The sequence below is a fragment of the Microcoleus sp. B6-A1 genome (assembly GCF_036705085.1).
GTDB lineage: Bacteria > Cyanobacteriota > Cyanobacteriia > Cyanobacteriales > Microcoleaceae > Microcoleus.
Map to the genome: position 1 here is coordinate 1 of NZ_JAUBTU010000125.1, position 18,540 is coordinate 18,540.

Consider the following 18,540-nt stretch of genomic DNA (forward strand, 5'->3'; position numbering starts at 1 on the left):
GTGATGCGATATTTGCCCATACTTGTAACTTTTCCATGCCTTCTCTCATTCCTTAATCAAAGACCTGAATCCTTACATTCTAGCTTATTTGAAAACAGTCATTAAAACATCACATAACCATCATGCAAACCAAAACGATCGCAATTCGCGTTAATACTGAAGTTGCTAAGCTATTTGAGGCTGCTTCCGAAGAAGAGCGTCGTAAATTAGAGGCATTACTTAGCCTAAAACTTAGTGATGCAATTCGACGCAAAAGACCCCTAGAGGAGGTAATGAGTGAGATGAGTCGGAATGCTCAATCGCGAGGATTGACCCCAGAAATTTTGGATTCAATTCTTTTTGATGAGTAAGATGCGCTACGTTTTTGATACAAATGCAATCATCAGTGCGATTCTGTTTGACAACAGTAAACCCGATCGCGCCCTTCGATATGCTTTAGCAAACGGAGAGGTGTTACTATCACTTGAACTGCTAGAAGAATTGAATGAGGTATTGGGTCGCGAAAAATTTAATCGGTATGTCACAAGTGAAGAAAGGGAGGAATTTTTAGCAGCCTTGGTGGACAGGGCAGTTCTAGTAGAGATAATTGAGAAGGTGCAAGAGTGTCGCGATCCAAAAGATGACAAGGTTTTGGAGTTGGCATTAAATGGAGAAGCGAACTATATCATCACTGGTGACAGGGATTTGCTCGTATTGCACCCATTTCGTGGTGTGGTAGTAATCACAGCAGACGAGTTTTTGAAGACGATCGAACCTGAGTAGTTTTGATTTGGAATACGAGTTACCGATCGCGATTAGAGAAACAAATTAATATCAACGTGGAAAAAATCGGCTAATTTTCTGGCTTCATCTATTTCGATCGCCCTTCCGCTAACAAAAACTTTATCAACATCTGTTTCGCTTCCCAAAACAGGAATCAAATCAGATTTGTCCAAATTTCTCGCATCCATTAAATGTTGCAACATTGAACCAGCATTTCCTGCAGGAATCGGATAATTTTCAGATTCAAATTTTTCAATCAGCGTTATCAAAAGCTCCAGAAATAGCTCTTCCTCCAGCGATCGCATAGGGCGGTGTTCCAGTTCGCAAGCGAGAGCGATCGCGGCCTCGTTTTCTGCCTCATTTGCGATCGGTTTTGGTTGATACCGAACAAGTAAATCTGTATAAGATTTTGCATCAAAAGTACGGATCATTTTTCCACTCATCCTTATCATACTCAGCGTGAGTCAGAACATATTTGATGTAGATTCTTTGAGAAACATAAACCAAATCAACAATCAGCCGATATCGATTTCCCTTAATATTAAATACAGTAAAATTTCCGACTGACTCAGCTTTTGGATAAATCTGCTGAACATCAATTAGGTTCTGCCATTCCGCTTTACTTGAAACTCTATACCAGTCATAAAGTGCATCGCAGGAATCCGCATGGCTTTCACAGAAATCTCGCAGGATTTTTCGGCTGATAACACGCATTTCACCCTTGTTTTCCCAACTACACCAGATTTTGTTCTGGACTTACGCATTTGTCATATTATAAACATCTGTAAGTCCGCAAAAACTAAAGCCCTTTTCCGTTGTTGCGGGAAAAGAGCTTTAATTTATTATTAACCTGGCACTGAGCTATTTTACCGGGCAGTGACCCGCCGAGTATCTTCGCCATAGCAACGTTTAACAACCGAGTTCGGGATGGATCGGAGTGGTTCCATTACATCATAAGCACCAGGAAAGCTTTGAAAACTTTTAATCCTGTGTCTGCGTTTAGCTTAATTCTAAGCTTGATGCGCTGCATCTCTTTCGCTCGACTTAATTACTGTATCAAGTTTTCCCTAGTCTGTCAACCCCAAAGTCAAAATTTTTTTTCGATCGCCCGAAACAGCCTCCAATAGCGGAGCTTCTGCCGCAATTTGCCTCTCATGCCGCAAAGACGCAATTACCAAATTCGTAAAAAAGTTTTCAAAACTTGCATCAAGTTCGATCGACCCAAAATCTGTTCCTGGCCTAGAATATTGAGATTTCTACAAATGGCCCAAGACTTGCTGTTGTGTAGATGACGAATAACTCACCAAAAAATTAAAGCCCTTTTCCGTTGTTGCGGGAAAAGAGCTTTAATTTATTATTAACCTGGCACTGAGCTATTTTACCGGGCAGTGACCCGCCGAGTATCTTCGCCATAGCAACGTTTAACAACCGAGTTCGGGATGGATCGGAGTGGTTCCATTACATCATAAGCACCAGGAAAGCTTTGAAAACTTTTAATCCTGTGTCTGCATTAAGCTTGATGCGCTGCATCTCTTTTGCTCGACTTAATTACCTTATCAAGTTTTCCCTAGGCTGTCAACCCCTTTGTCAAAACTTTTTTTCGATCGCCCGAAACCCCCCCCAATAGCCGAGCTTCTGTCACAATTTGCCTCTCATGCCGCAAAGACGCAATTACCAAATTCGTAAAAAAGTTTTCAAAACTTGCATCAAGTTCGATCGACCCAAAATCTGTTCCTGGCCCAGAATATTGAGATTTCTACAAATGACCCCAGACTTGCTGTGGTGTAGATGCTTAATAACTCACCAAAAAACTAAAGCCCTTTTCCGTTGTTGCGGGAAAAGAGCTTTAATTTATTATTAACCTGGCACTGAGCTATTTTACCGGGCAGTGACCCGCCGAGTATCTTCGCCATAGCAACGTTTAACAACCGAGTTCGGGATGGATCGGAGTGGTTCCATTACATCATAAGCACCAGGAAAGCTTTTCAAACTTTTAATCCTGTGTCTGCGTTTAGCTTAATGCTAAGTTTGATGCGCTGCATCTCTTTCGCTCGACTTAATTACCTTATCAAGTTTTCCCTAGTCTGTCAACCCCTTTGTCAAAAGTTTTTTTTCGATCGCCCGAAACCGCCCCCAATAGCCGAGTTTGACGTATTATTTGCCAGTGGGAGCGATCGACCTTTAACTCACAAGTCCAAAAAAGCCGCCTCGGTTCCCTGTTCTCTGCGAATCTTCCCGTCCTTCACAAACCACGCCACAACCTGCTTAACTGTTAATTGTTCGATCGGGCTTTCAGATTCTGTCGCAATTTGCCTCAGAGGCCGCAAAGACGCAATTACCAAATTCGTAAAAAAGTTTTCAAAACTAGCATCAAGTTCGATCGACCCTTTAATACTCTCATCATTCTTAATCCAATCCATCACCTGTCCATTAGTCACCTCAGCCATCGGCTTCCCAGTCTCCCCAGCAATTTGCTTGAGCACCCTCAAAGCATAAATTGCCACCCGCGCCGAAAACTTTTCCTTCGACGACAGCAGCGCCATATCAACTTCCGCACACTCTTCCGGCTTTAAAAAATCTGCTAGCGGTTCCATATATTAAAAATTGGTAATTGCTAATCGGTAATTGGTAATCCCTGACATCCGTGACATCCGTTACACTCATCCGTTGTCGAACTTTCATCCGTGACATCCGTTACATCCGTTACAAAATCCGTTGCCGAACTTCTTCCTTCTTCCTTGCAATCAAATAACCGCAGCGGTGTTCCCCATCAATAATCCAGTGAGTCCGCTCCACAATACAATCCGGCAAAACCGCTGCAAACATTTCCAACTCATTACCGCAGACACTCGGAAAAGTTTCAGCAACATTAGAAATCGCGCAATTGTGTTCCATCAACACAAATCGATCGCCCAAACCAGCGCGATCGCACATCCCAACCTCTACAGATTCTACAGGATAACACTCAGCCATATAACCTTCAGCCCTGCGGAGTTCCATTAACTTAGTCACCCTCTCTTGCAGCGAACCCGCACCCACCAGCCGCCGATACTCCGTCGCCTTGCGCTGCCACTGTTTTTGCAAGATAGTAATCACTTGCTCGCGGCCGACGGTTTCCGCCAACGTATCCAGAAAAGAGACAGCAAAATCACCGTAACGATTCGGGAATCGATCGCGCCCCTGACTGGTAAGCTCATAAATGTGCTGCGGCCGCCCCATCCCAGCCTGAACCGACTGATACTGAATCAGCCCCTCCGCTTCCAAATCCTTCAAGTGACGGCGAATCGCCTGCGGACTGATATCCAAAGACTCCGCCAACTCAAGAGCCGTCCCCTGCCCCCCCTTGAGCAAATATTGCAGGATGTCTTGTTTCGTGGAAGTCTGCTGAGTAGTCTCCATCATCTTCACAAAAAATTATTAATTTGACTTTGACAATATCACTATTGTTAATGTAGCTTAAAATATAGTAAAGCAACAAATCTGTTGTTTAACTTCCCAGAGCAGTCCAGCAGAACTCGCTCAAGCCCAGACAGGCATTGCCCCGTCTGCCATCCAGAGAGCATTATCTAGAACACTGAACACGCAAAATAATGAGTTCTACCACAGTCAAAACCTTAGTCAACCAGCCGTATAAATACGGTTTCGTCACCGACATCGAGTCAGACACCATCCCCCGCGGCTTGAGCGAAGATGTAGTCCGCCTGATTTCCGCCAAGAAAAACGAACCGGAATTCATGCTGCAATTCCGCCTCAAAGCATACCGGAAGTGGCTGACAATGACCGAGCCCACCTGGCCCCACGTCAACTATCCCGCGATCGACTACCAACAAATTATCTACTATTCCGCGCCCAAACAAAAGCCCAAAAAGCTCAACAGTTTGGACGAAGTAGACCCGACACTGCTAGAAACCTTCGAGAAACTCGGCATTCCCCTCTCCGAACAAAAGCGGCTCGGAAATGTTGCCGTCGATGCCGTTTTCGACAGCGTTTCAATTGCCACAACATTTAGAGAAAAGTTAGCCAAAGATGGTGTTATTTTCTGTTCCATTTCAGAAGCCGTCAAAGATTATCCCGAACTAATAGAAAAATATCTCGGCAGCGTCGTACCAGTCGGCGACAACTTTTTCGCAGCCCTCAACTCCGCCGTATTCAGCGACGGTTCCTTTGTTTACATTCCCAAAGGCGTCAAATGCCCAATGGAATTGTCAACCTATTTCCGCATCAACAACGGAGATTCCGGCCAGTTCGAGCGCACCCTAATTGTTGCAGAAGAAAACAGTTCTGTATCTTACCTAGAAGGCTGCACCGCGCCGATGTTTGACACCAATCAACTGCACGCCGCCGTAGTCGAATTGGTAACAATGGACAATGCCGATATCAAATACTCCACAGTGCAAAACTGGTACGCCGGCGACGCCAACGGCAAAGGCGGCATTTACAACTTCGTGACGAAACGGGGTTTGTGTCAAGGAGTCAATTCTAAGATTTCTTGGACACAAGTAGAAACCGGTTCCGCGATTACTTGGAAATATCCCAGTTGCGTGTTAGTCGGTGATAACTCAGTAGGCGAATTCTACTCGGTAGCGTTGACAAACAACAAACAGCAAGCTGACACCGGAACCAAAATGATCCACGTTGGCAAAAACACTCGCAGCACGATTATTTCTAAGGGCATTTCTGCGGGAAATTCATCCAACAGCTATCGCGGTTTGGTAAAAATGGGGCTGAATGCTAAAGGCTCTCGTAATTACTCTCAGTGCGATTCCATGCTGATTGGCGACAACGCTCAAGCGAATACTTTCCCTTATATTCAAGTGCAGAACCATACTGCTAAAGTGGAACACGAAGCTTCTACTTCTAAGATTGGGGAAGAGCAATTGTTCTTCTTCGCACAGCGGGGAATTTCCGCAGAAAATGCTATTTCGATGATGATTAGCGGTTTCTGTAAAGATGTTTTCAATCAGTTACCGATGGAATTTGCGGCGGAAGCTGATAAGCTGTTGAGTCTGAAACTGGAAGGAAGTGTCGGATAATTTTCGCGACCGATAAACCCTTCCAGGCCGAGTCCATCGGTGACAACTTAAGCTCCCCGTCCGCCAGGGAATGAATTCCTTGGCTAATAGCTAAACTCCTCTAAACAGGACTAATGAGTTTAAAATTTTTCTTCTCAGTCCTCTTCAGAGGACTTTAGCTTTGAGACAGGGAATTCATTCCCTGGCGGACTATCGGTTTAACGTTAAATTCTCACCAATCGGCACAGCCTAGAAACAAGAAAGAAAAAACTGTAAACTGCATTGAGGAAAAGGACAAAAATAGATGATTGTTGAAAATAGTCAAGTGGTGCTATCCGTCCGCGATTTAACTGCGAATGTGGAAGATACCCAAATCCTTAAGGGTTTGAATCTGGAAATTAAATCGGGTGAAATTCACGCGATTATGGGCCCGAACGGTTCGGGAAAAAGCACTTTATCCAAGATATTAGCAGGCCATCCTGCTTATACAGTAACGGGCGGAGAAGTTACTTTTCTGGGTCAAAATTTGCTGGAATTAGCGCCGGAAGAACGCTCTTTAGCTGGCGTGTTCCTAGCTTTCCAATATCCTTTAGAAATTCCCGGCGTTAGCAATCTGGATTTCTTGCGCGTGGCTTACAATGCTCACCGCAAACATCGCGGCTTGGAAGAATTGGATGCTTTTGATTTCCAAGATTTAATCGAGGACAAGCTGGATATTGTCAAGATGAATGATTCTTTTTTAGGCCGCAGTGTTAATGAGGGTTTTTCCGGTGGCGAGAAAAAGCGGAATGAAATTTTGCAAATGGCTTTGTTGGAACCGAAATTAGCTATTTTGGACGAGACTGATTCGGGTTTGGATATCGATGCTCTCAAGATTGTCGCCGGCGGTGTGAATCAGTTGTCAACTGCTGAGAATTCGATGTTGGTGATTACTCACTATCAGCGGTTGCTGAATTACATTATTCCTGATTTTATTCACGTCATGGAAGCGGGCAGAATTATCTTGACTGGCCCGAAAGAGTTGGCGCTGGAATTGGAAGAGCGCGGTTATGACTGGGTTGTGGAAGAGGAAGCAGCAGGAGTAGGCGCGCGATGATGAATACGCAAGTTGCTAGTAGGGAAATGTTTTTGACTGATTTGGTGAATCAGTGCGGCAAGTTGGGCGCAGCTAATAACGAAAGTTCTGCTTACGGGTTGCAGGATTTGCGGGATGTGGCGACTCAATACGTGCTTTCTTCGACTTTTCCGACGGTGAGGGATGAAGAATGGCGCTTTACTGATTTGTCGTCGGTGTTGCAAATTCCTTTTCATATACCCCAGAGCAATCAGTCAAAAGTTAAGCTGGCTGATATCATTATGCCAGTGAAAAATCGGGATGATTTACCATTAAGATTGGTATTTGTCAACGGTTTTTATGCACCGGATTTATCAACGGTGAATTTGCCGAATTTGCCGATCGACTTTTACGCAGGTAATCTATCCAATGTACCCGAAAAATATCAAGGGCGCATCAGCGATGTTTTGAGCAAGCACAGACAGCAAACTGAGGTGTTTACCGCGCTGAATACTGCGGGTTTGGCGGATTCTGCGGTGGTGTTCGTGCCGGCCAATATGTTGATCGAACTTCCGATTCACTTGCTGTTCCTGACAGCGCCAGGTGCATCTCCCACGATGTCCCAGCCACACTGCTTGGTCATAGCTGAGCCTGGAAGCAATGTCACGCTGGTTGAAGATTACGCAACTATCGGTAATGTCGCTGCATTTACTAATGCTGTAACGGATGTTATTGTCGGCGAAAACGCCACTGTGAACCACGTTCGGCTTCAGCGGGAAGGTGGGGAGGTTGTTCATATCGGCAAAAGTGCGATCGAGCAATCTCGTAATAGCCGTTACACTTGTCATGCTATCAGTTTGGGAGGCAAAATATCGCGGCACAATTTAGAAGTATTTCAGCGCGGCGAAGCCACTGAAACAACTCTAAATGGTTTAACTGTAGCCTTTGGCGAACAGTTATCAGACACTCACAGTTTAATCGATTTCAATCACCCCCACGGTACAAGCCGCCAATTGCACAAGTGCATTATCGGTAACAAAGCTCGCGCTGTATTTAACGGCAAAGTTTTCGTTCGCAAAGCGGCACAATTGACAGATGCCGGACAATTGAGCCGGAATTTGTTGTTGTCGCCAAGAGCTCGCGTAGACACCAAACCACAGTTGGAAATTGTCGCCGACAACGTTAAATGTTCCCACGGTGCAACAGTCAGTCAATTAGAAGATGATGAACTTTTCTACTTGCAAAGTCGCGGTTTGGATTTAGAAAGAAGTCGCTATTTGCTAATCGATGCTTTTGCGGCGGAAATGCTCAATCAATTACCGATTCTTGGGGTGGCGAAAATGCTTTCTACCTGCGTCGCTATCCAAGGATAAAAGAATTAGCAACAGACTGGGGGGTGTTTTCAAACTTTGTAATCCAACCCGGAGATCCCCCCTAGCCAACCCCTACTCCCCTTAATAAGGGGGGGGGACAAGAGTATTCTCAAAGTCAACCCCTACTCCCCTTAATAAGGGGGATTTAGGGGGATATCCGACTTGGACAATAGCCCTAATATCCTGTTTCACAACAATACTAACTCCTGAAATTTATGACACTTATTCAAGAAAAAACACTTGCATCAAAAGTTCGCGGCGACTTCCCTATTTTGAATGAAAAAGTTAACGGTAAACCGCTAGTTTATTTAGACAATGCAGCTACTTCTCAAAAACCCCTAGCTGTGCTCAACGCTTGGCGTGATTACTACGGACAATACAATGCAAACGTCCACCGTGGCGCTCACACTCTCAGTGCCAAAGCCACTGATGCTTACGAAGGTGCTAGAGACAAAGTTGCTGCTTTTGTCAATGCCGCGTCGCGGCAAGAAATTGTTTACACTCGCAACGCCACCGAAGCGATTAATTTGGTTGCTTATTCTTGGGGTTTGAGCAATCTGCAAGCCGGAGATGAAATTATCCTGTCGGTGATGGAACACCACAGCAATCTCGTTCCCTGGCAAATGATGGCTCAAAGAACCGGTGCGGTGCTGAAGTTTGTCGAGTTAACGGAAACTAACGAGTTTGATTTGGAACAGTTTAAAACGCTGATTTCCCATAAAACTAAATTGGTGTCAACCGTTCACGTTTCTAATACTTTGGGCTGCATCAGTCCAGTCAAAGAAATCTGCAAAATTGCCCACAGTTTCGGCGCAAGAGTTTTAATAGATGCTTGCCAAAGCGTGCCGCACATGATAGTAGACGTGCAAGCAATAGATTGCGATTGGCTGGTTGCTTCCGGTCACAAAATGTGCGCTCCGACTGGCATCGGTTTTCTGTACGGTAAACTGGACTTGCTGAGAGAAATGCCTCCGTTTTTCGGCGGCGGCGAGATGATTGCTGACGTGTTTCTAGATTATTCCACCTATGCCGATTTGCCGCACAAATTTGAGGCCGGCACGCCTGCAATCGGAGAGGCGATCGCCCTCGGTGCAGCAATCGATTATCTTAGTAACATTGGCATGGATAAGATTCACGCTTGCGAAGCAGAATTGAATGCTTATATGTTCCAACAATTGCGGCAAATTCCCGAAATCAAAATTTACGGGCCACAACCAGACAGCAACGGTGAAGGTAGGGCTGCATTAGCGGCATTTACCGCCGGAGAAATTCACCCTCAAGACTTGTCTACCATGTTAGATCAGGAGGGAGTCGCGATTCGTTCCGGGCATCACTGCACGCAAGCTTTGCACCGCTATTTGAACGTTTCATCTACGGCGCGGGCGAGTTTGTATTTTTACAATACTCGCGAGGAGATTGATGTGTTTGTGAAAGCGTTGAAAGAGACGATCGACTTTTTTGCGGGGATTATGGGATAATTTGGTGGGTGATGGTGCGCGGGTAGAAATTGAGAAGCGATCGCCCTTTTTTTTACCGCAGATGCAGGCGGATAGACGCTGATGAACGCGGATGAAGAAGAGAGCGATCACAATCCCAAATCCCAAAACCCGAACGCAATGTGGTAAAATTGGGCTGTCAACCCAAAGGAAAGGCAAAAATACAAAGTGTGTTTGATGAACTAGGTTCATATAGACAAAGCCTAGGTTTACCAATGGCTGGCAGCGAAACCGATAAATCAACCATAGCTAAACTAGAAATAGCGGGTCAAAGTTTTTTTGGCATCAACTCTGGCAGCAACCCCAATCGTCGGCAAATAACCTTTAATGTCAATCCTATCACCAAAACCCACGCTGAAGCCGATGCTTTTCAACAAGCAGCCGATGCGGGAATTAGAGGAGGTAAAGCACGTTTGATTTGCGATCGCGAACTTTGTGCAGCCTGCGGCTTAAGAGGTGGAGTAAACTCTATGGCTTGGCAGTTAAATATAGAAGAATTAGAAATTATTACTCCCAATGGAAGTAAAACAATAACCGTTAAACCCCCAAATACAAGGAGGCGATAATGTTTGTGTTAAACCTATCAGCAGAAAATTGGGTGGGCAACCAGGATGAAGGTGACTTAATAGAAAGTCCTACTTGGAGTCAAATAGAACAAGCCATCCGCGAGTTAAATGGGAAAACTAAAACTTTAGTTACCTTGGGTGCAGATGACGAGTGTTATATGAGCATTGGTGGCGGCGAATCCGGCAAATATATTGTTAACGTAACTTTTGATAACGTTAGCTTCCATAATTTAGTAGATCCATCAAAACCAGATGCAATAGAAAAGCTAGTTGTCGGCGGACAAGAAGGTAATTATTCTGCCAGGATGTGTGTAAATTTAGAGACGGCCCTGTTGGCCGCTCAAACATTTACAGTATCAGGACAACTTCAAATATCACTGTCTTGGGAAGAAGAGAAAGAATTCGCGGTGTCATCAAATAAGATTTAACACAACCTAAGTGAATTGCGATCGCCCTTTCTGACATCCGCGTTCATCCGCGTCTATCCGCCTGCATCTGCGGTTCAAAAAAAGAACCCCCTTTTTGATAGTATCTGGGCCTGTGGTAAAATAAAACTAGAGTTTTCTCAGCTCAAGGAGATTTTGAGATGATTGCTACTACTTCAAGTTTAGCCGAACAGAGAACACTGCTAGAAAACATTAGCTGGTCAACCTTTGAAACGTTGCTCAAAGAAATAGGCAATCGCCGAGGTTATCGCATAGCTTATGATAACGGGATGTTGGAAATTATGAGTCCTTTATACGAACATGAAAATCCCAAGATTCAGTCCGATCGCTTCATTTTCATTTTAGCAGAAGAACTCGGCATTGAAATCAAAAGTGCTGGCTCAATGACTCTCAAGCAAGAACAGGCTAAAAAGGGTATAGAACCTGACAATTGTTATTATATTCAAAGTGAACCAGCAGTCAGAGGCAGGCAAGAACTAGACTTAGAAACTGCCCCACCGCCCGACTTGGCAATTGAAATAGATATTACCAGCAGTTCAATTAATAAGTCAGGAATTTACTCGGCACTTGGCGTACCCGAACTCTGGAGATATAACGGGCGAGTTTTAAAATTTTATCAGTTAGCTTCCGAGGAGTATGTTGAATGCAATTTCAGTATTGCTTTTCCCTTTTTATCATCAACAGAAATGAGTAGGTTTTTTGAGCAGACTAAAACAATGGGAGAAATTGCATTACTGAAATCATTTAGAATTTGGGTTAGGGAAAAAATCTAAAGCGGTGAATATCGCCCTTTCGTCCATCCGCGTTCATTGTGGCACGGGCGTCCCGCCTGTGAAAAATATGCGGTTTAACAAAAGAGCGATCGCCCAACTAAAACTCCCTAATTTCAGGATAAACAAACTGATAACCAGCCGCCTTAATCTTTTGATTCGACACCCTAGCATTATAAGGCCGCACGCTAGGACTTCCATCCCAAGAAACTTTAGGCAAATTATTAGCTTCAAAAATGCGATCGAGTAATTCACCACTGGATAGCGACACATCCCCGACTAAATTGTAAATTCCCTGCAATCGATTTTCCAAAGCAAAGGTTAACCCCCCAACAATATCATCTCGATGCACCCAATTAGTAGCATCTTCACCCCTACCGGGACGAGTGCTCCCAGCCCAGCCTCTAAAGATTTTAACTAATTCTCGCCCTGGCCCATAAATTCCTCCCAAACGGAGAATGCAGACTTGAAGATTGGGACTAGATGCTGCTAATAAAACCTGTTCTGTTTCTGCGAGAATTTCACCGTTTGGATTAGCAGGCGCGACGGGGGATTCTTCATTTACCAATTCACCTTGGCGATCGCCATACACAGAATAAGTACCCGTATAAATAACCTGCTTTACTGTCGGTATCTGCTGTAAAACCGATACTAAAGTTGTCGCAGTATCTATATAACTTTCCCGATAAGTATGAGGATTTGGAGCACCGACGCACAGCATAACAGCATCTTGTTCTTGCAGTACAGCCGTCATTGCATCTTTGTCATTTCCTTTGATCACGGCTACCCGCTGCGCGACTCCCTCCAACTCAACTACTCGCGTCGCCGTGGTAGTTGTCGCCGTCACGGTACAATCAGATTTGTGGCGTAAATGTTTGGCTGTCGCAGTACCCACATAGCCGCAGCCGACGATCGCAACTTTCATAAAAAATTCTCCATTGTGTCATGCTCTCTCAAATTATTGCCGGTTTCTGCAATCATGGCCCGCTGACTTTTGTGGTAAAATGCAAAGCGTCGTTATCGATCGGAGTAGCATCGTGTCCGAGAGAGATATTTTTGCCACATCCTCAGAAAGCGAACTTTTAGCTTTTTATGGTTCTTTGTTTGCGATCGCAGCCGCGGATGGTTCCGTTGATATTGACGAACTAGATTTGTTGTTTAAAACCATAAATTTAGACAAATTTTCTGACTCTGCAAAAACTCAAATCCAATCCTACACAGCCAGTCCCCCATCACTCAGCGACTGTTTGCAAACACTCAGCCAGTCAGAAGAACCGCTGCGTTTGGGAGTGATGTATTTTTAAATTAACATTGCTGGGGCAAATAAGACGCTGCATCCCGCAGAAAACGAAGCGATCCAATCAGCCAAAAAACTGCTAGCGGTTTCCGACTTGCAAATCCAAGCCATGCAGGAATTCATCAAGGAAAATGGGTCTGAAACCCCGTCCTTGTAGGACGGCTTTACATAGATATTTGTTAAGACGTACTATTTCACATAAGACGTGCTATTATGTAAAGCAGCACATTTAAGGTAAATATGACATTAAAAGCCTTCAGCTACCGATTCTACCCAACGCCAGAACAAGAAAGTTTGTTGCGACGTACTTTGGGTTGCGCCCGTTTAGTCTACAACCGTGCTTTAGCAGTAAGAACTGAAGCTTGGTACACAGAACAGAAACGGGTAGGGTATGCTGAGACTTCTTCAATGTTAACCGAATGGAAGAAAACTGAAGAACTAGATTTTCTTAACGAAGTTAGCTGCGTGCCATTGCAACAATGCTTGAGACATTTACAAGCGGCTTATACCAACTTTTTTGATGGACGGGCAAAATATCCTAACTTCAAAAAGAAACGCAATGGTGGTAGTGCAGAATTCACTAAGTCAGCGTTCAAATTTAGGGATGGACAAGTCTACCTAGCAAAAAGCACCCAAGCATTGCCAATTCGCTGGAGCCGGACATTACCTAATGGTGCGACACCATCAACTATTACAGTAAAGCTTGCACCATCAGGCAGGTGGTCAGTTTCTCTGCTGGTAGATGTTGAAATTGAAAAGTTACCCAAAACAGGTGATCAAGTCGGTATTGACTTGGGAATTACAAGCTTGCTTGCTTTAAGCACTGGTGAAAAGATTGCCAATCCCAAAGGATTTAAGACAAAGTATCGCAAGCTCAGAAGAGCGCAGAAAGCTTTAATCCGTAAGCAAAAGGGATCAAATAACCGTTACAAAGCACGGCTCAAAGTAGCGAAAGTGCATCAACAAATTACTGATGCAAGAAAAGACTATCTTCACAAGTTAACGACGCGGTTGGTGCGTGAAAACCAAACCATCGCCGTAGAAGACTTAGCTGTGAAGAATATGATTAAAAACCCCAAACTTGCCGCTTCTATAAGTGATGCAAGTTGGGGCGAATTGGTCAGACAACTTGACTACAAGTGTGATTGGTATGGTCGCACTTTAGTTAAGATTGACCGCTGGTTTCCGAGTTCTAAACGATGTGGAAATTGCGGACACATCGTTGACAAGTTGCCGTTGAATATTCGGGAATGGGATTGTCCTAGTTGTGGGACGCACCATGATCGTGATATCAATGCGGCGAAGAACATTTTGGCGGCAGGGCTTGCCGTTTCAGTCTGTGGAGCGACTGTAAGACCCCAACAGAGTAAATCTGTTAAGGCTGGTGCGAAACTCCCTAGGGGACAGAAGCAGAAACCTAAGTCGTGAGTCTTAGGAATCCTCGCCCTTATAGGGCGGGGTGGATGTCAACGCAGACATGAAACAAATACGGGAGGCCGCGCCCAATAAAAATCAGGTTTCAGCATCTTTCAATTCTGCTGTTTACCAGCTTAAAACTAAGGGCATTCCTCTCGATGTGATCGACCGAAGAGAAACCACAACACACCTCAGCAACCCCCAAATTAACTATTCAGATGAAAGTTTTTGGGCTAAACTTAAAAACTTTGCTTTAACCGCAGGAAGAGAAGTAGTTGAAAAAGCTTTGATTCTCTACTATACGGCCCATAACCCAAACGTGCCTGCTTGGGCAAAAGGAGTTGTAGTTGGAGCTTTGACCTATTTTATATCTCCTGTTGATGCCATTCCAGATATATTAGTCGGCATCGGATTTACCGATGATTTAGGAGTATTGCTGGCGGCAATAGCTACTGTTTCAGTATACATTAATGCTGATACTAAAGAACAAGCAAAACAAAAAATGAAAGATTGGTTTGGCAAATAATATTAGAAGTCAGTAGTCAGTAGTCAGTAGTCAGTAGTCAGTAGTCAGTAGTCATTAGTCATTAGTCATTAGTCAGTAGTCATTAGTCATTAGGAATAATTACCAATTACCGATTACCAATTACCAATTACCGAGTTCAGTCTTTAATCGGCTTGCCATCTCGATTGACAATACGGCTTTCACCATCCTTAGCCGTGACATTTTCATAAACCCCTTCATCCCGCTTCACGTACTTGCTGAAGCCCTGATTTTTATAATCAGTGTCCGATGTCGGCTTCATCAACCTCGGAGCGCTCAGCAGTCGGCGTACTGGAGCATCTGCGGGAGTCTCCCCGGGTTCGCGCTTAGCCAACTCGCACAGTTGGCCCCAAGTCGAAACTTCCAGGTTCATGCTGTGCCAAACTTCTAACTGCTGGTTGTTTTCGGGACACAAATAATCGTATACAGGCATACTAAGAATCTCGTTTGCAACTACTAAAATTACTAATTGCACGGTTATTGAGAATATTATAGCTCAACATTACTAAAAATTCAACCCTAAGAATCAAACTTTACTATTTTTAACGGTTGTTGAAACCTTAAATCAGCTATATTATTAACCCTGTGTGCTTGCTCCCGGATGCGATCGAGACACAGCCCAAAAGTACCCTACCCTGAAATCCTCTGACTCGATCGCACGATCGCACGATCGACAGCAAATGCCCGCAAGACTTCCGTGAATGCCGTCAAAGGATCGATCGTCATTTTCAGACTGTACGCCAATCACAGATTCTAAGTTTCAATTTTATTTATTTACTCACCAGCGAGGATTTACCGATGAGCGATTTCAAAGTTACGCCAGAAGTAGAGCTGAACACAGCTCAAATGTTGGAGCGATACCAACTGCAAGATGAAACAACTCTGCGGCGTTGGGCAAAACTGCACGGCATCAACAGCACTCGTGGTTTCTTCTATCCCAGTGAAGTAGATTTGATGGATCACGCTCACCACCATCTCTACAATTTGGGAATGAGCATTGCCGATTACCAAAGCCTTTTAGACCGGCGCCGCAGCCATTCCCAGACACCGGGCGACCAAAATAAAACAGTAGCAAGTCAAGTTGCTGACGAAGCATACGATGCCATAGAAACGCTAACCGATCAGTATGCTGAAGCTATTGATTTAATGGGAGAACGTATAGCAGACCATTTCATCGATGAACTCGATTTATCTGTGATGAGGCACCTTTCTAAAAAAGTGCAAGACCGGCGCACTCTCAACGGTCAAACCAAAAAGCCTAACCGTTTTCTTCAAGTGATTAAAGCCGTGTTGCAACCGAGCAGCGAAAATACGCTTCTGGTTCCGAAAAAAGAGGATGACTCTAGTTTAGAATTAGAACAGCATCACCGCCTCGGCTAGTAGCCGATTTTTTTGAAAGGCTAAGAGACTTTTTGTTCAATTTACTGGTAAATTTTACTAAAAAGCAGACTCGATCCCTCCCCTTGTCAAGGGGAGGAAGCAAGAGTCAATCGATTTTAGATTTTAGATTTTAGATTTTAGAATTGAAGCATTGACCCCACAGATAAATACGTTCGGCAAGTTTCATCGGATACAGGTTTTTTATTTCTGGATCCTGAGTCTGCGAAGGAATGAATCACGTGGCGGGTATCCTGGATGCTTGATTGTCACATTTTTTATATTATGAAGGGGAAGTGAAGAGAATAAATTAACGTTTCCCAGAAGTCTAAATAACTTTTAAACTCATGTTGGGTTTCGCGACTGGGTTCAATCTAGTATAACTAGGGACAGATTGCGCGATCGCCCAAATTAGAGATAATATCTGCAGAATTGAACCTGTCAACCTCGCCCAAGGTAAAAAAATGATTAAATCCTGGATGGTAATTGGAGGAGTCGCCTTTGTAGTAGCTTTAGCTGCTAACATAATCGCGCCCAGCGACATCCAATGGTTCAACCGCTTGCAGCGTCCGAGATGGCTAGTATTTGAAAGAGCAATTCCCCTAATTTGGACAGTAATTTTTATTTGTGCAGCTTGGTCAGCAGTGATTGTGTGGGAAAAAGAACCAGGAACTCAGGAGACTTGGCTGAGAATGGGTTTGTACCTGCTTTTAGAAATAGTAACTATGTCTTACACCTCGGTTATGTGCAAAGTTAGGAGCCTAAAAGTCGGCACAATAATCGGCGGAACGGGCGCTATTTTAAGCGTAATGCTAGCTTTAAGCGTCTTGCAAGTTTCCGAGCCTGCCGCCCTGTTATTGCTGCCTTACATACTTTGGAGCCCGATCGGCACTTACACCACTTGGGTAATGATGCACCTGAATCCGGCGGATGTTTAGCCTCTCATGGAATTAGTCATTTTAATGGGATTGCAAGCATCGGGAAAAAGCACATTTTTTCGCGACTATTTAGCTGCCACGCACGTTTTGGTCAGCAAAGATTTAATGCCAAACAATAAAAATAAATCGCGCCGACAAATTCAATTAATTGAAAATGCACTGCAAGCAGGTCATTCCGTCGCAGTTGACAACACCAATCCCGAAGTTCTCGATCGCAAGCCGCTGATTGATATCGGTCGCACCTATAATGCCCAAATCATCGGTTACTACTTTGAATCTACAGTCAGCGACTGTTTAGCTCGAAATCAAAAGCGATCTGGCAAATCTCAAGTTCCCGACATAGCAATTTATGCTACTATAAAAAAAATGGTATTGCCCAGTTACGGCGAAGGGTTCGCACGGCTGTTTTGGGCCCGAATAGCAGAAAACTTAACCTTTGAAGTAAAAACCTGGCCCGCAGAGGAAGTTATTCATGGACAATCAGACATTTGAAAAAAAAATGCGCGAGCTTGAATATTTTCACAGCCTGCGTTTATTGCCGGGAACTCACACAGTAATTCGCGCCGACGGCCGCAGCTTTTCAAAATTTACTTCCTCAAGCTTTGATAAGCCTTTCGACTTAAAATTCCACGAATTAATGGTGGAAACTGCCAAAGCGCTCCTGTCAGAACTAGACGGCATTTACGCTTATACCGAAAGTGACGAAATCTCAGTTTTGTTTCCTCCAGATTGGGATTTATTTGACCGCAGCTTAGAAAAAATTGTCTCTATTTCTGCCAGTATTGCCAGTGCAACTTTCACTCGCGCCGCCCAAACAGCAGTCAGTTTTGACAGCCGCATTTGTTCTGCAGCAAACAAATCGCAAGTAGTAGATTATTTTCTATGGCGCCAAGCAGATGCAGCGCGCTGCGCTTTGAATGGCTGGAGTTATTGGATGCTGCGAAAAAATGGCGAAACGGGTGAAAATGCAGCAGTTATATTAGACAAACAATCGGTGGCTTTCAAAAACGAATTGCTGTTTCAAAACGGAATTAACTTTAACGAACTGCCGGCTTGGCAGCGCCGGGGAACGGGATTGTATTGGGAAAAATACGAGAAAGCAGGTTATAACCCGATCGAAGGCAAAGAAGTTGTGGCAGTGCGGCGGCGACTCAAAGTCGATGAAGAGCTGCCCGTCAAAGAGGAATACAAAGAATTTATTTACCAATTTTTAAATGTTGGCGATTAACCATTAAGGATATCTTGTCAAAGGGAGCATCTCATATTTGTAAAAATACTTCTTCTGGCTCCTTCCTTCTTCCTTCTGACTCTTTTCTCCTGGCTCCTGACTCCTGACTCCTAACTTCAATTTCTAGCGGAGGGCTGCTTTCATTGAGATGCTCCCCTTGTCAAATCCGGTGGCAATTGATGAATTCTTAGGAATGAGAATTAAATAACTTCCACAAGTTTGTGGGATGGGCGTCCCGCCCGTCCAAAAAGGACGGGCGGG

At 44.3% G+C, this 18,540-nt stretch carries 22 protein-coding genes and 3 rRNA genes; 16 read left to right on the plus strand and 9 right to left on the minus strand.

Going from position 1 to position 18,540, the window contains the following annotated elements; all coding sequences use genetic code 11:
• Window positions 1–122: 122 nt before the first annotated feature.
• Both QUB11_RS28735 and QUB11_RS28740 read left to right on the plus strand, forming a co-directional pair.
• Window positions 123–350: a hypothetical protein gene (locus QUB11_RS28735; RefSeq protein WP_333207053.1), complete on the plus strand. Its 228-nt coding sequence runs from the start codon at window positions 123–125 to the stop codon at window positions 348–350.
• A complete protein-coding gene (locus QUB11_RS28740) occupies window positions 343–762 on the plus strand; it encodes a putative toxin-antitoxin system toxin component, PIN family (protein ID WP_333257788.1) in 420 nt (139 codons plus the stop codon). The genes QUB11_RS28735 and QUB11_RS28740 overlap by 8 nt, the downstream gene beginning before the upstream one ends.
• A 32-nt stretch (window positions 763–794) precedes the next feature.
• Here the strand turns inward: QUB11_RS28740 and QUB11_RS28745 are convergent, their stop codons facing one another.
• The 7 genes from QUB11_RS28745 to sufR all read right to left on the minus strand — a co-directional run bounded on the left by QUB11_RS28745 (window position 795) and on the right by sufR (window position 4,164).
• Entirely contained in the window at window positions 795–1,205 is a 411-nt protein-coding gene (locus QUB11_RS28745) for a transcriptional regulator (protein WP_333257790.1), read from the minus strand.
• Window positions 1,177–1,476, minus strand: coding sequence for a type II toxin-antitoxin system HigB family toxin (locus QUB11_RS28750; RefSeq protein ID WP_333207050.1), 300 nt, complete (start codon window positions 1,474–1,476; stop codon window positions 1,177–1,179). The genes QUB11_RS28745 and QUB11_RS28750 overlap by 29 nt, the downstream gene beginning before the upstream one ends.
• Before the next feature lie 134 nt (window positions 1,477–1,610).
• A 5S ribosomal RNA gene (rrf, locus tag QUB11_RS28755) occupies window positions 1,611–1,727 on the minus strand.
• 395 nt (window positions 1,728–2,122) lie between these two features.
• Window positions 2,123–2,239 (minus strand): 5S ribosomal RNA (rrf, locus tag QUB11_RS28760).
• A gap of 383 nt (window positions 2,240–2,622) precedes the next feature.
• Window positions 2,623–2,739: ribosomal RNA gene (gene rrf / locus QUB11_RS28765) — 5S ribosomal RNA — on the minus strand.
• 209 nt (window positions 2,740–2,948) lie between these two features.
• Entirely contained in the window at window positions 2,949–3,356 is a 408-nt protein-coding gene (locus QUB11_RS28770) for a hypothetical protein (protein WP_333207049.1), read from the minus strand.
• 109 nt (window positions 3,357–3,465) lie between these two features.
• Window positions 3,466–4,164 (minus strand): iron-sulfur cluster biosynthesis transcriptional regulator SufR, encoded by a 699-nt coding sequence (gene sufR, locus QUB11_RS28775; protein WP_333207048.1) that lies wholly within the window; start codon window positions 4,162–4,164, stop codon window positions 3,466–3,468.
• Between the two features lie 188 nt (window positions 4,165–4,352).
• Here sufR and sufB point away from each other — a divergent pair, with 188 nt between their 5' ends.
• The 7 genes from sufB (at window position 4,353) to QUB11_RS28810 (ending at window position 11,482) form a co-directional block, all read left to right on the plus strand.
• Complete coding sequence (gene sufB, locus QUB11_RS28780; protein ID WP_333207047.1) at window positions 4,353–5,795, plus strand: Fe-S cluster assembly protein SufB; 1,443 nt, start codon at window positions 4,353–4,355, stop codon at window positions 5,793–5,795.
• A gap of 283 nt (window positions 5,796–6,078) precedes the next feature.
• Window positions 6,079–6,870, plus strand: a complete 792-nt coding sequence (gene sufC / locus QUB11_RS28785; protein ID WP_333051994.1) for a Fe-S cluster assembly ATPase SufC — start codon at window positions 6,079–6,081, stop codon at window positions 6,868–6,870.
• Window positions 6,867–8,201, plus strand: a complete 1,335-nt coding sequence (gene sufD / locus QUB11_RS28790) for a Fe-S cluster assembly protein SufD (RefSeq protein ID WP_333207046.1) — start codon at window positions 6,867–6,869, stop codon at window positions 8,199–8,201. The genes sufC and sufD overlap by 4 nt, the downstream gene beginning before the upstream one ends.
• Window positions 8,202–8,416: 215 nt before the next feature.
• Window positions 8,417–9,679: a SufS family cysteine desulfurase gene (locus QUB11_RS28795; protein WP_333207045.1), complete on the plus strand. Its 1,263-nt coding sequence runs from the start codon at window positions 8,417–8,419 to the stop codon at window positions 9,677–9,679.
• Between the two features lie 188 nt (window positions 9,680–9,867).
• Complete coding sequence (locus QUB11_RS28800; RefSeq protein WP_333257791.1) at window positions 9,868–10,263, plus strand: deaminase; 396 nt, start codon at window positions 9,868–9,870, stop codon at window positions 10,261–10,263.
• Entirely contained in the window at window positions 10,263–10,691 is a 429-nt protein-coding gene (locus QUB11_RS28805) for an Imm1 family immunity protein (RefSeq protein WP_333207043.1), read from the plus strand. Before QUB11_RS28800 ends, QUB11_RS28805 begins: the two co-directional genes overlap by 1 nt.
• 158 nt (window positions 10,692–10,849) lie before the next feature.
• Window positions 10,850–11,482: a Uma2 family endonuclease gene (locus tag QUB11_RS28810; RefSeq protein WP_333207042.1), complete on the plus strand. Its 633-nt coding sequence runs from the start codon at window positions 10,850–10,852 to the stop codon at window positions 11,480–11,482.
• Between the two features lie 97 nt (window positions 11,483–11,579).
• Here QUB11_RS28810 and QUB11_RS28815 read toward each other — a convergent pair whose 3' ends face one another.
• The gene (locus QUB11_RS28815; RefSeq protein WP_333207041.1) at window positions 11,580–12,404 is read right to left on the minus strand and encodes an NAD-dependent epimerase/dehydratase family protein; all 825 of its coding nucleotides are present in this window, start codon (window positions 12,402–12,404) and stop codon (window positions 11,580–11,582) included.
• A gap of 79 nt (window positions 12,405–12,483) precedes the next feature.
• Between QUB11_RS28815 and QUB11_RS28820 the strand changes: the two genes are divergently transcribed.
• The 3 genes from QUB11_RS28820 to QUB11_RS28830 all read left to right on the plus strand — a co-directional run bounded on the left by QUB11_RS28820 (window position 12,484) and on the right by QUB11_RS28830 (window position 14,718).
• Complete coding sequence (locus tag QUB11_RS28820) at window positions 12,484–12,783, plus strand: hypothetical protein (RefSeq protein ID WP_333207040.1); 300 nt, start codon at window positions 12,484–12,486, stop codon at window positions 12,781–12,783.
• 233 nt (window positions 12,784–13,016) lie between these two features.
• A complete protein-coding gene (locus tag QUB11_RS28825; RefSeq protein WP_333207039.1) occupies window positions 13,017–14,204 on the plus strand; it encodes an RNA-guided endonuclease TnpB family protein in 1,188 nt (395 codons plus the stop codon).
• 49 nt (window positions 14,205–14,253) lie between these two features.
• On the plus strand, window positions 14,254–14,718 hold the full coding sequence (locus QUB11_RS28830) for a YkvA family protein (protein WP_333207038.1): 465 nt from the start codon (window positions 14,254–14,256) through the stop codon (window positions 14,716–14,718).
• Between the two features lie 136 nt (window positions 14,719–14,854).
• Here the strand turns inward: QUB11_RS28830 and QUB11_RS28835 are convergent, their stop codons facing one another.
• Window positions 14,855–15,169, minus strand: coding sequence for a zinc ribbon domain-containing protein (locus tag QUB11_RS28835; RefSeq protein ID WP_333052014.1), 315 nt, complete (start codon window positions 15,167–15,169; stop codon window positions 14,855–14,857).
• Between the two features lie 365 nt (window positions 15,170–15,534).
• On the opposite strand from QUB11_RS28835, the gene QUB11_RS28840 reads away from it, so the two are divergent.
• The 4 genes from QUB11_RS28840 to QUB11_RS28855 all read left to right on the plus strand — a co-directional run bounded on the left by QUB11_RS28840 (window position 15,535) and on the right by QUB11_RS28855 (window position 18,279).
• The gene (locus tag QUB11_RS28840; RefSeq protein ID WP_333084571.1) at window positions 15,535–16,116 is read left to right on the plus strand and encodes a hypothetical protein; all 582 of its coding nucleotides are present in this window, start codon (window positions 15,535–15,537) and stop codon (window positions 16,114–16,116) included.
• A gap of 461 nt (window positions 16,117–16,577) precedes the next feature.
• The gene (locus QUB11_RS28845) at window positions 16,578–17,051 is read left to right on the plus strand and encodes a TspO/MBR family protein (protein WP_333207037.1); all 474 of its coding nucleotides are present in this window, start codon (window positions 16,578–16,580) and stop codon (window positions 17,049–17,051) included.
• 6 nt (window positions 17,052–17,057) lie between these two features.
• A complete protein-coding gene (locus tag QUB11_RS28850; RefSeq protein ID WP_333207036.1) occupies window positions 17,058–17,543 on the plus strand; it encodes an AAA family ATPase in 486 nt (161 codons plus the stop codon).
• A complete protein-coding gene (locus QUB11_RS28855; protein ID WP_333207035.1) occupies window positions 17,524–18,279 on the plus strand; it encodes a tRNA(His) guanylyltransferase Thg1 family protein in 756 nt (251 codons plus the stop codon). The genes QUB11_RS28850 and QUB11_RS28855 overlap by 20 nt, the downstream gene beginning before the upstream one ends.
• Window positions 18,280–18,540 lie beyond the last annotated feature (261 nt).

Coding starts and splice junctions, on each gene's coding strand:
- QUB11_RS28735 (WP_333207053.1), top strand. CDS start 123: ATGCAAACCAAAACGATCGCAATTCGCGTTAATACTGAAGTTGCTAAG.
- QUB11_RS28740 (WP_333257788.1), top strand. CDS start 343: ATGAGTAAGATGCGCTACGTTTTTGATACAAATGCAATCATCAGTGCG.
- QUB11_RS28745 (WP_333257790.1), bottom strand. CDS start 1,205: ATGAGTGGAAAAATGATCCGTACTTTTGATGCAAAATCTTATACAGAT.
- QUB11_RS28750 (WP_333207050.1), bottom strand. CDS start 1,476: ATGCGTGTTATCAGCCGAAAAATCCTGCGAGATTTCTGTGAAAGCCAT.
- QUB11_RS28770 (WP_333207049.1), bottom strand. CDS start 3,356: ATGGAACCGCTAGCAGATTTTTTAAAGCCGGAAGAGTGTGCGGAAGTT.
- sufR (WP_333207048.1), bottom strand. CDS start 4,164: ATGATGGAGACTACTCAGCAGACTTCCACGAAACAAGACATCCTGCAA.
- sufB (WP_333207047.1), top strand. CDS start 4,353: ATGAGTTCTACCACAGTCAAAACCTTAGTCAACCAGCCGTATAAATAC.
- sufC (WP_333051994.1), top strand. CDS start 6,079: ATGATTGTTGAAAATAGTCAAGTGGTGCTATCCGTCCGCGATTTAACT.
- sufD (WP_333207046.1), top strand. CDS start 6,867: ATGATGAATACGCAAGTTGCTAGTAGGGAAATGTTTTTGACTGATTTG.
- QUB11_RS28795 (WP_333207045.1), top strand. CDS start 8,417: ATGACACTTATTCAAGAAAAAACACTTGCATCAAAAGTTCGCGGCGAC.
- QUB11_RS28805 (WP_333207043.1), top strand. CDS start 10,263: ATGTTTGTGTTAAACCTATCAGCAGAAAATTGGGTGGGCAACCAGGAT.
- QUB11_RS28810 (WP_333207042.1), top strand. CDS start 10,850: ATGATTGCTACTACTTCAAGTTTAGCCGAACAGAGAACACTGCTAGAA.
- QUB11_RS28815 (WP_333207041.1), bottom strand. CDS start 12,404: ATGAAAGTTGCGATCGTCGGCTGCGGCTATGTGGGTACTGCGACAGCC.
- QUB11_RS28820 (WP_333207040.1), top strand. CDS start 12,484: ATGCAAAGCGTCGTTATCGATCGGAGTAGCATCGTGTCCGAGAGAGAT.
- QUB11_RS28825 (WP_333207039.1), top strand. CDS start 13,017: ATGACATTAAAAGCCTTCAGCTACCGATTCTACCCAACGCCAGAACAA.
- QUB11_RS28830 (WP_333207038.1), top strand. CDS start 14,254: ATGAAACAAATACGGGAGGCCGCGCCCAATAAAAATCAGGTTTCAGCA.
- QUB11_RS28835 (WP_333052014.1), bottom strand. CDS start 15,169: ATGCCTGTATACGATTATTTGTGTCCCGAAAACAACCAGCAGTTAGAA.
- QUB11_RS28840 (WP_333084571.1), top strand. CDS start 15,535: ATGAGCGATTTCAAAGTTACGCCAGAAGTAGAGCTGAACACAGCTCAA.
- QUB11_RS28845 (WP_333207037.1), top strand. CDS start 16,578: ATGATTAAATCCTGGATGGTAATTGGAGGAGTCGCCTTTGTAGTAGCT.
- QUB11_RS28850 (WP_333207036.1), top strand. CDS start 17,058: ATGGAATTAGTCATTTTAATGGGATTGCAAGCATCGGGAAAAAGCACA.
- QUB11_RS28855 (WP_333207035.1), top strand. CDS start 17,524: ATGGACAATCAGACATTTGAAAAAAAAATGCGCGAGCTTGAATATTTT.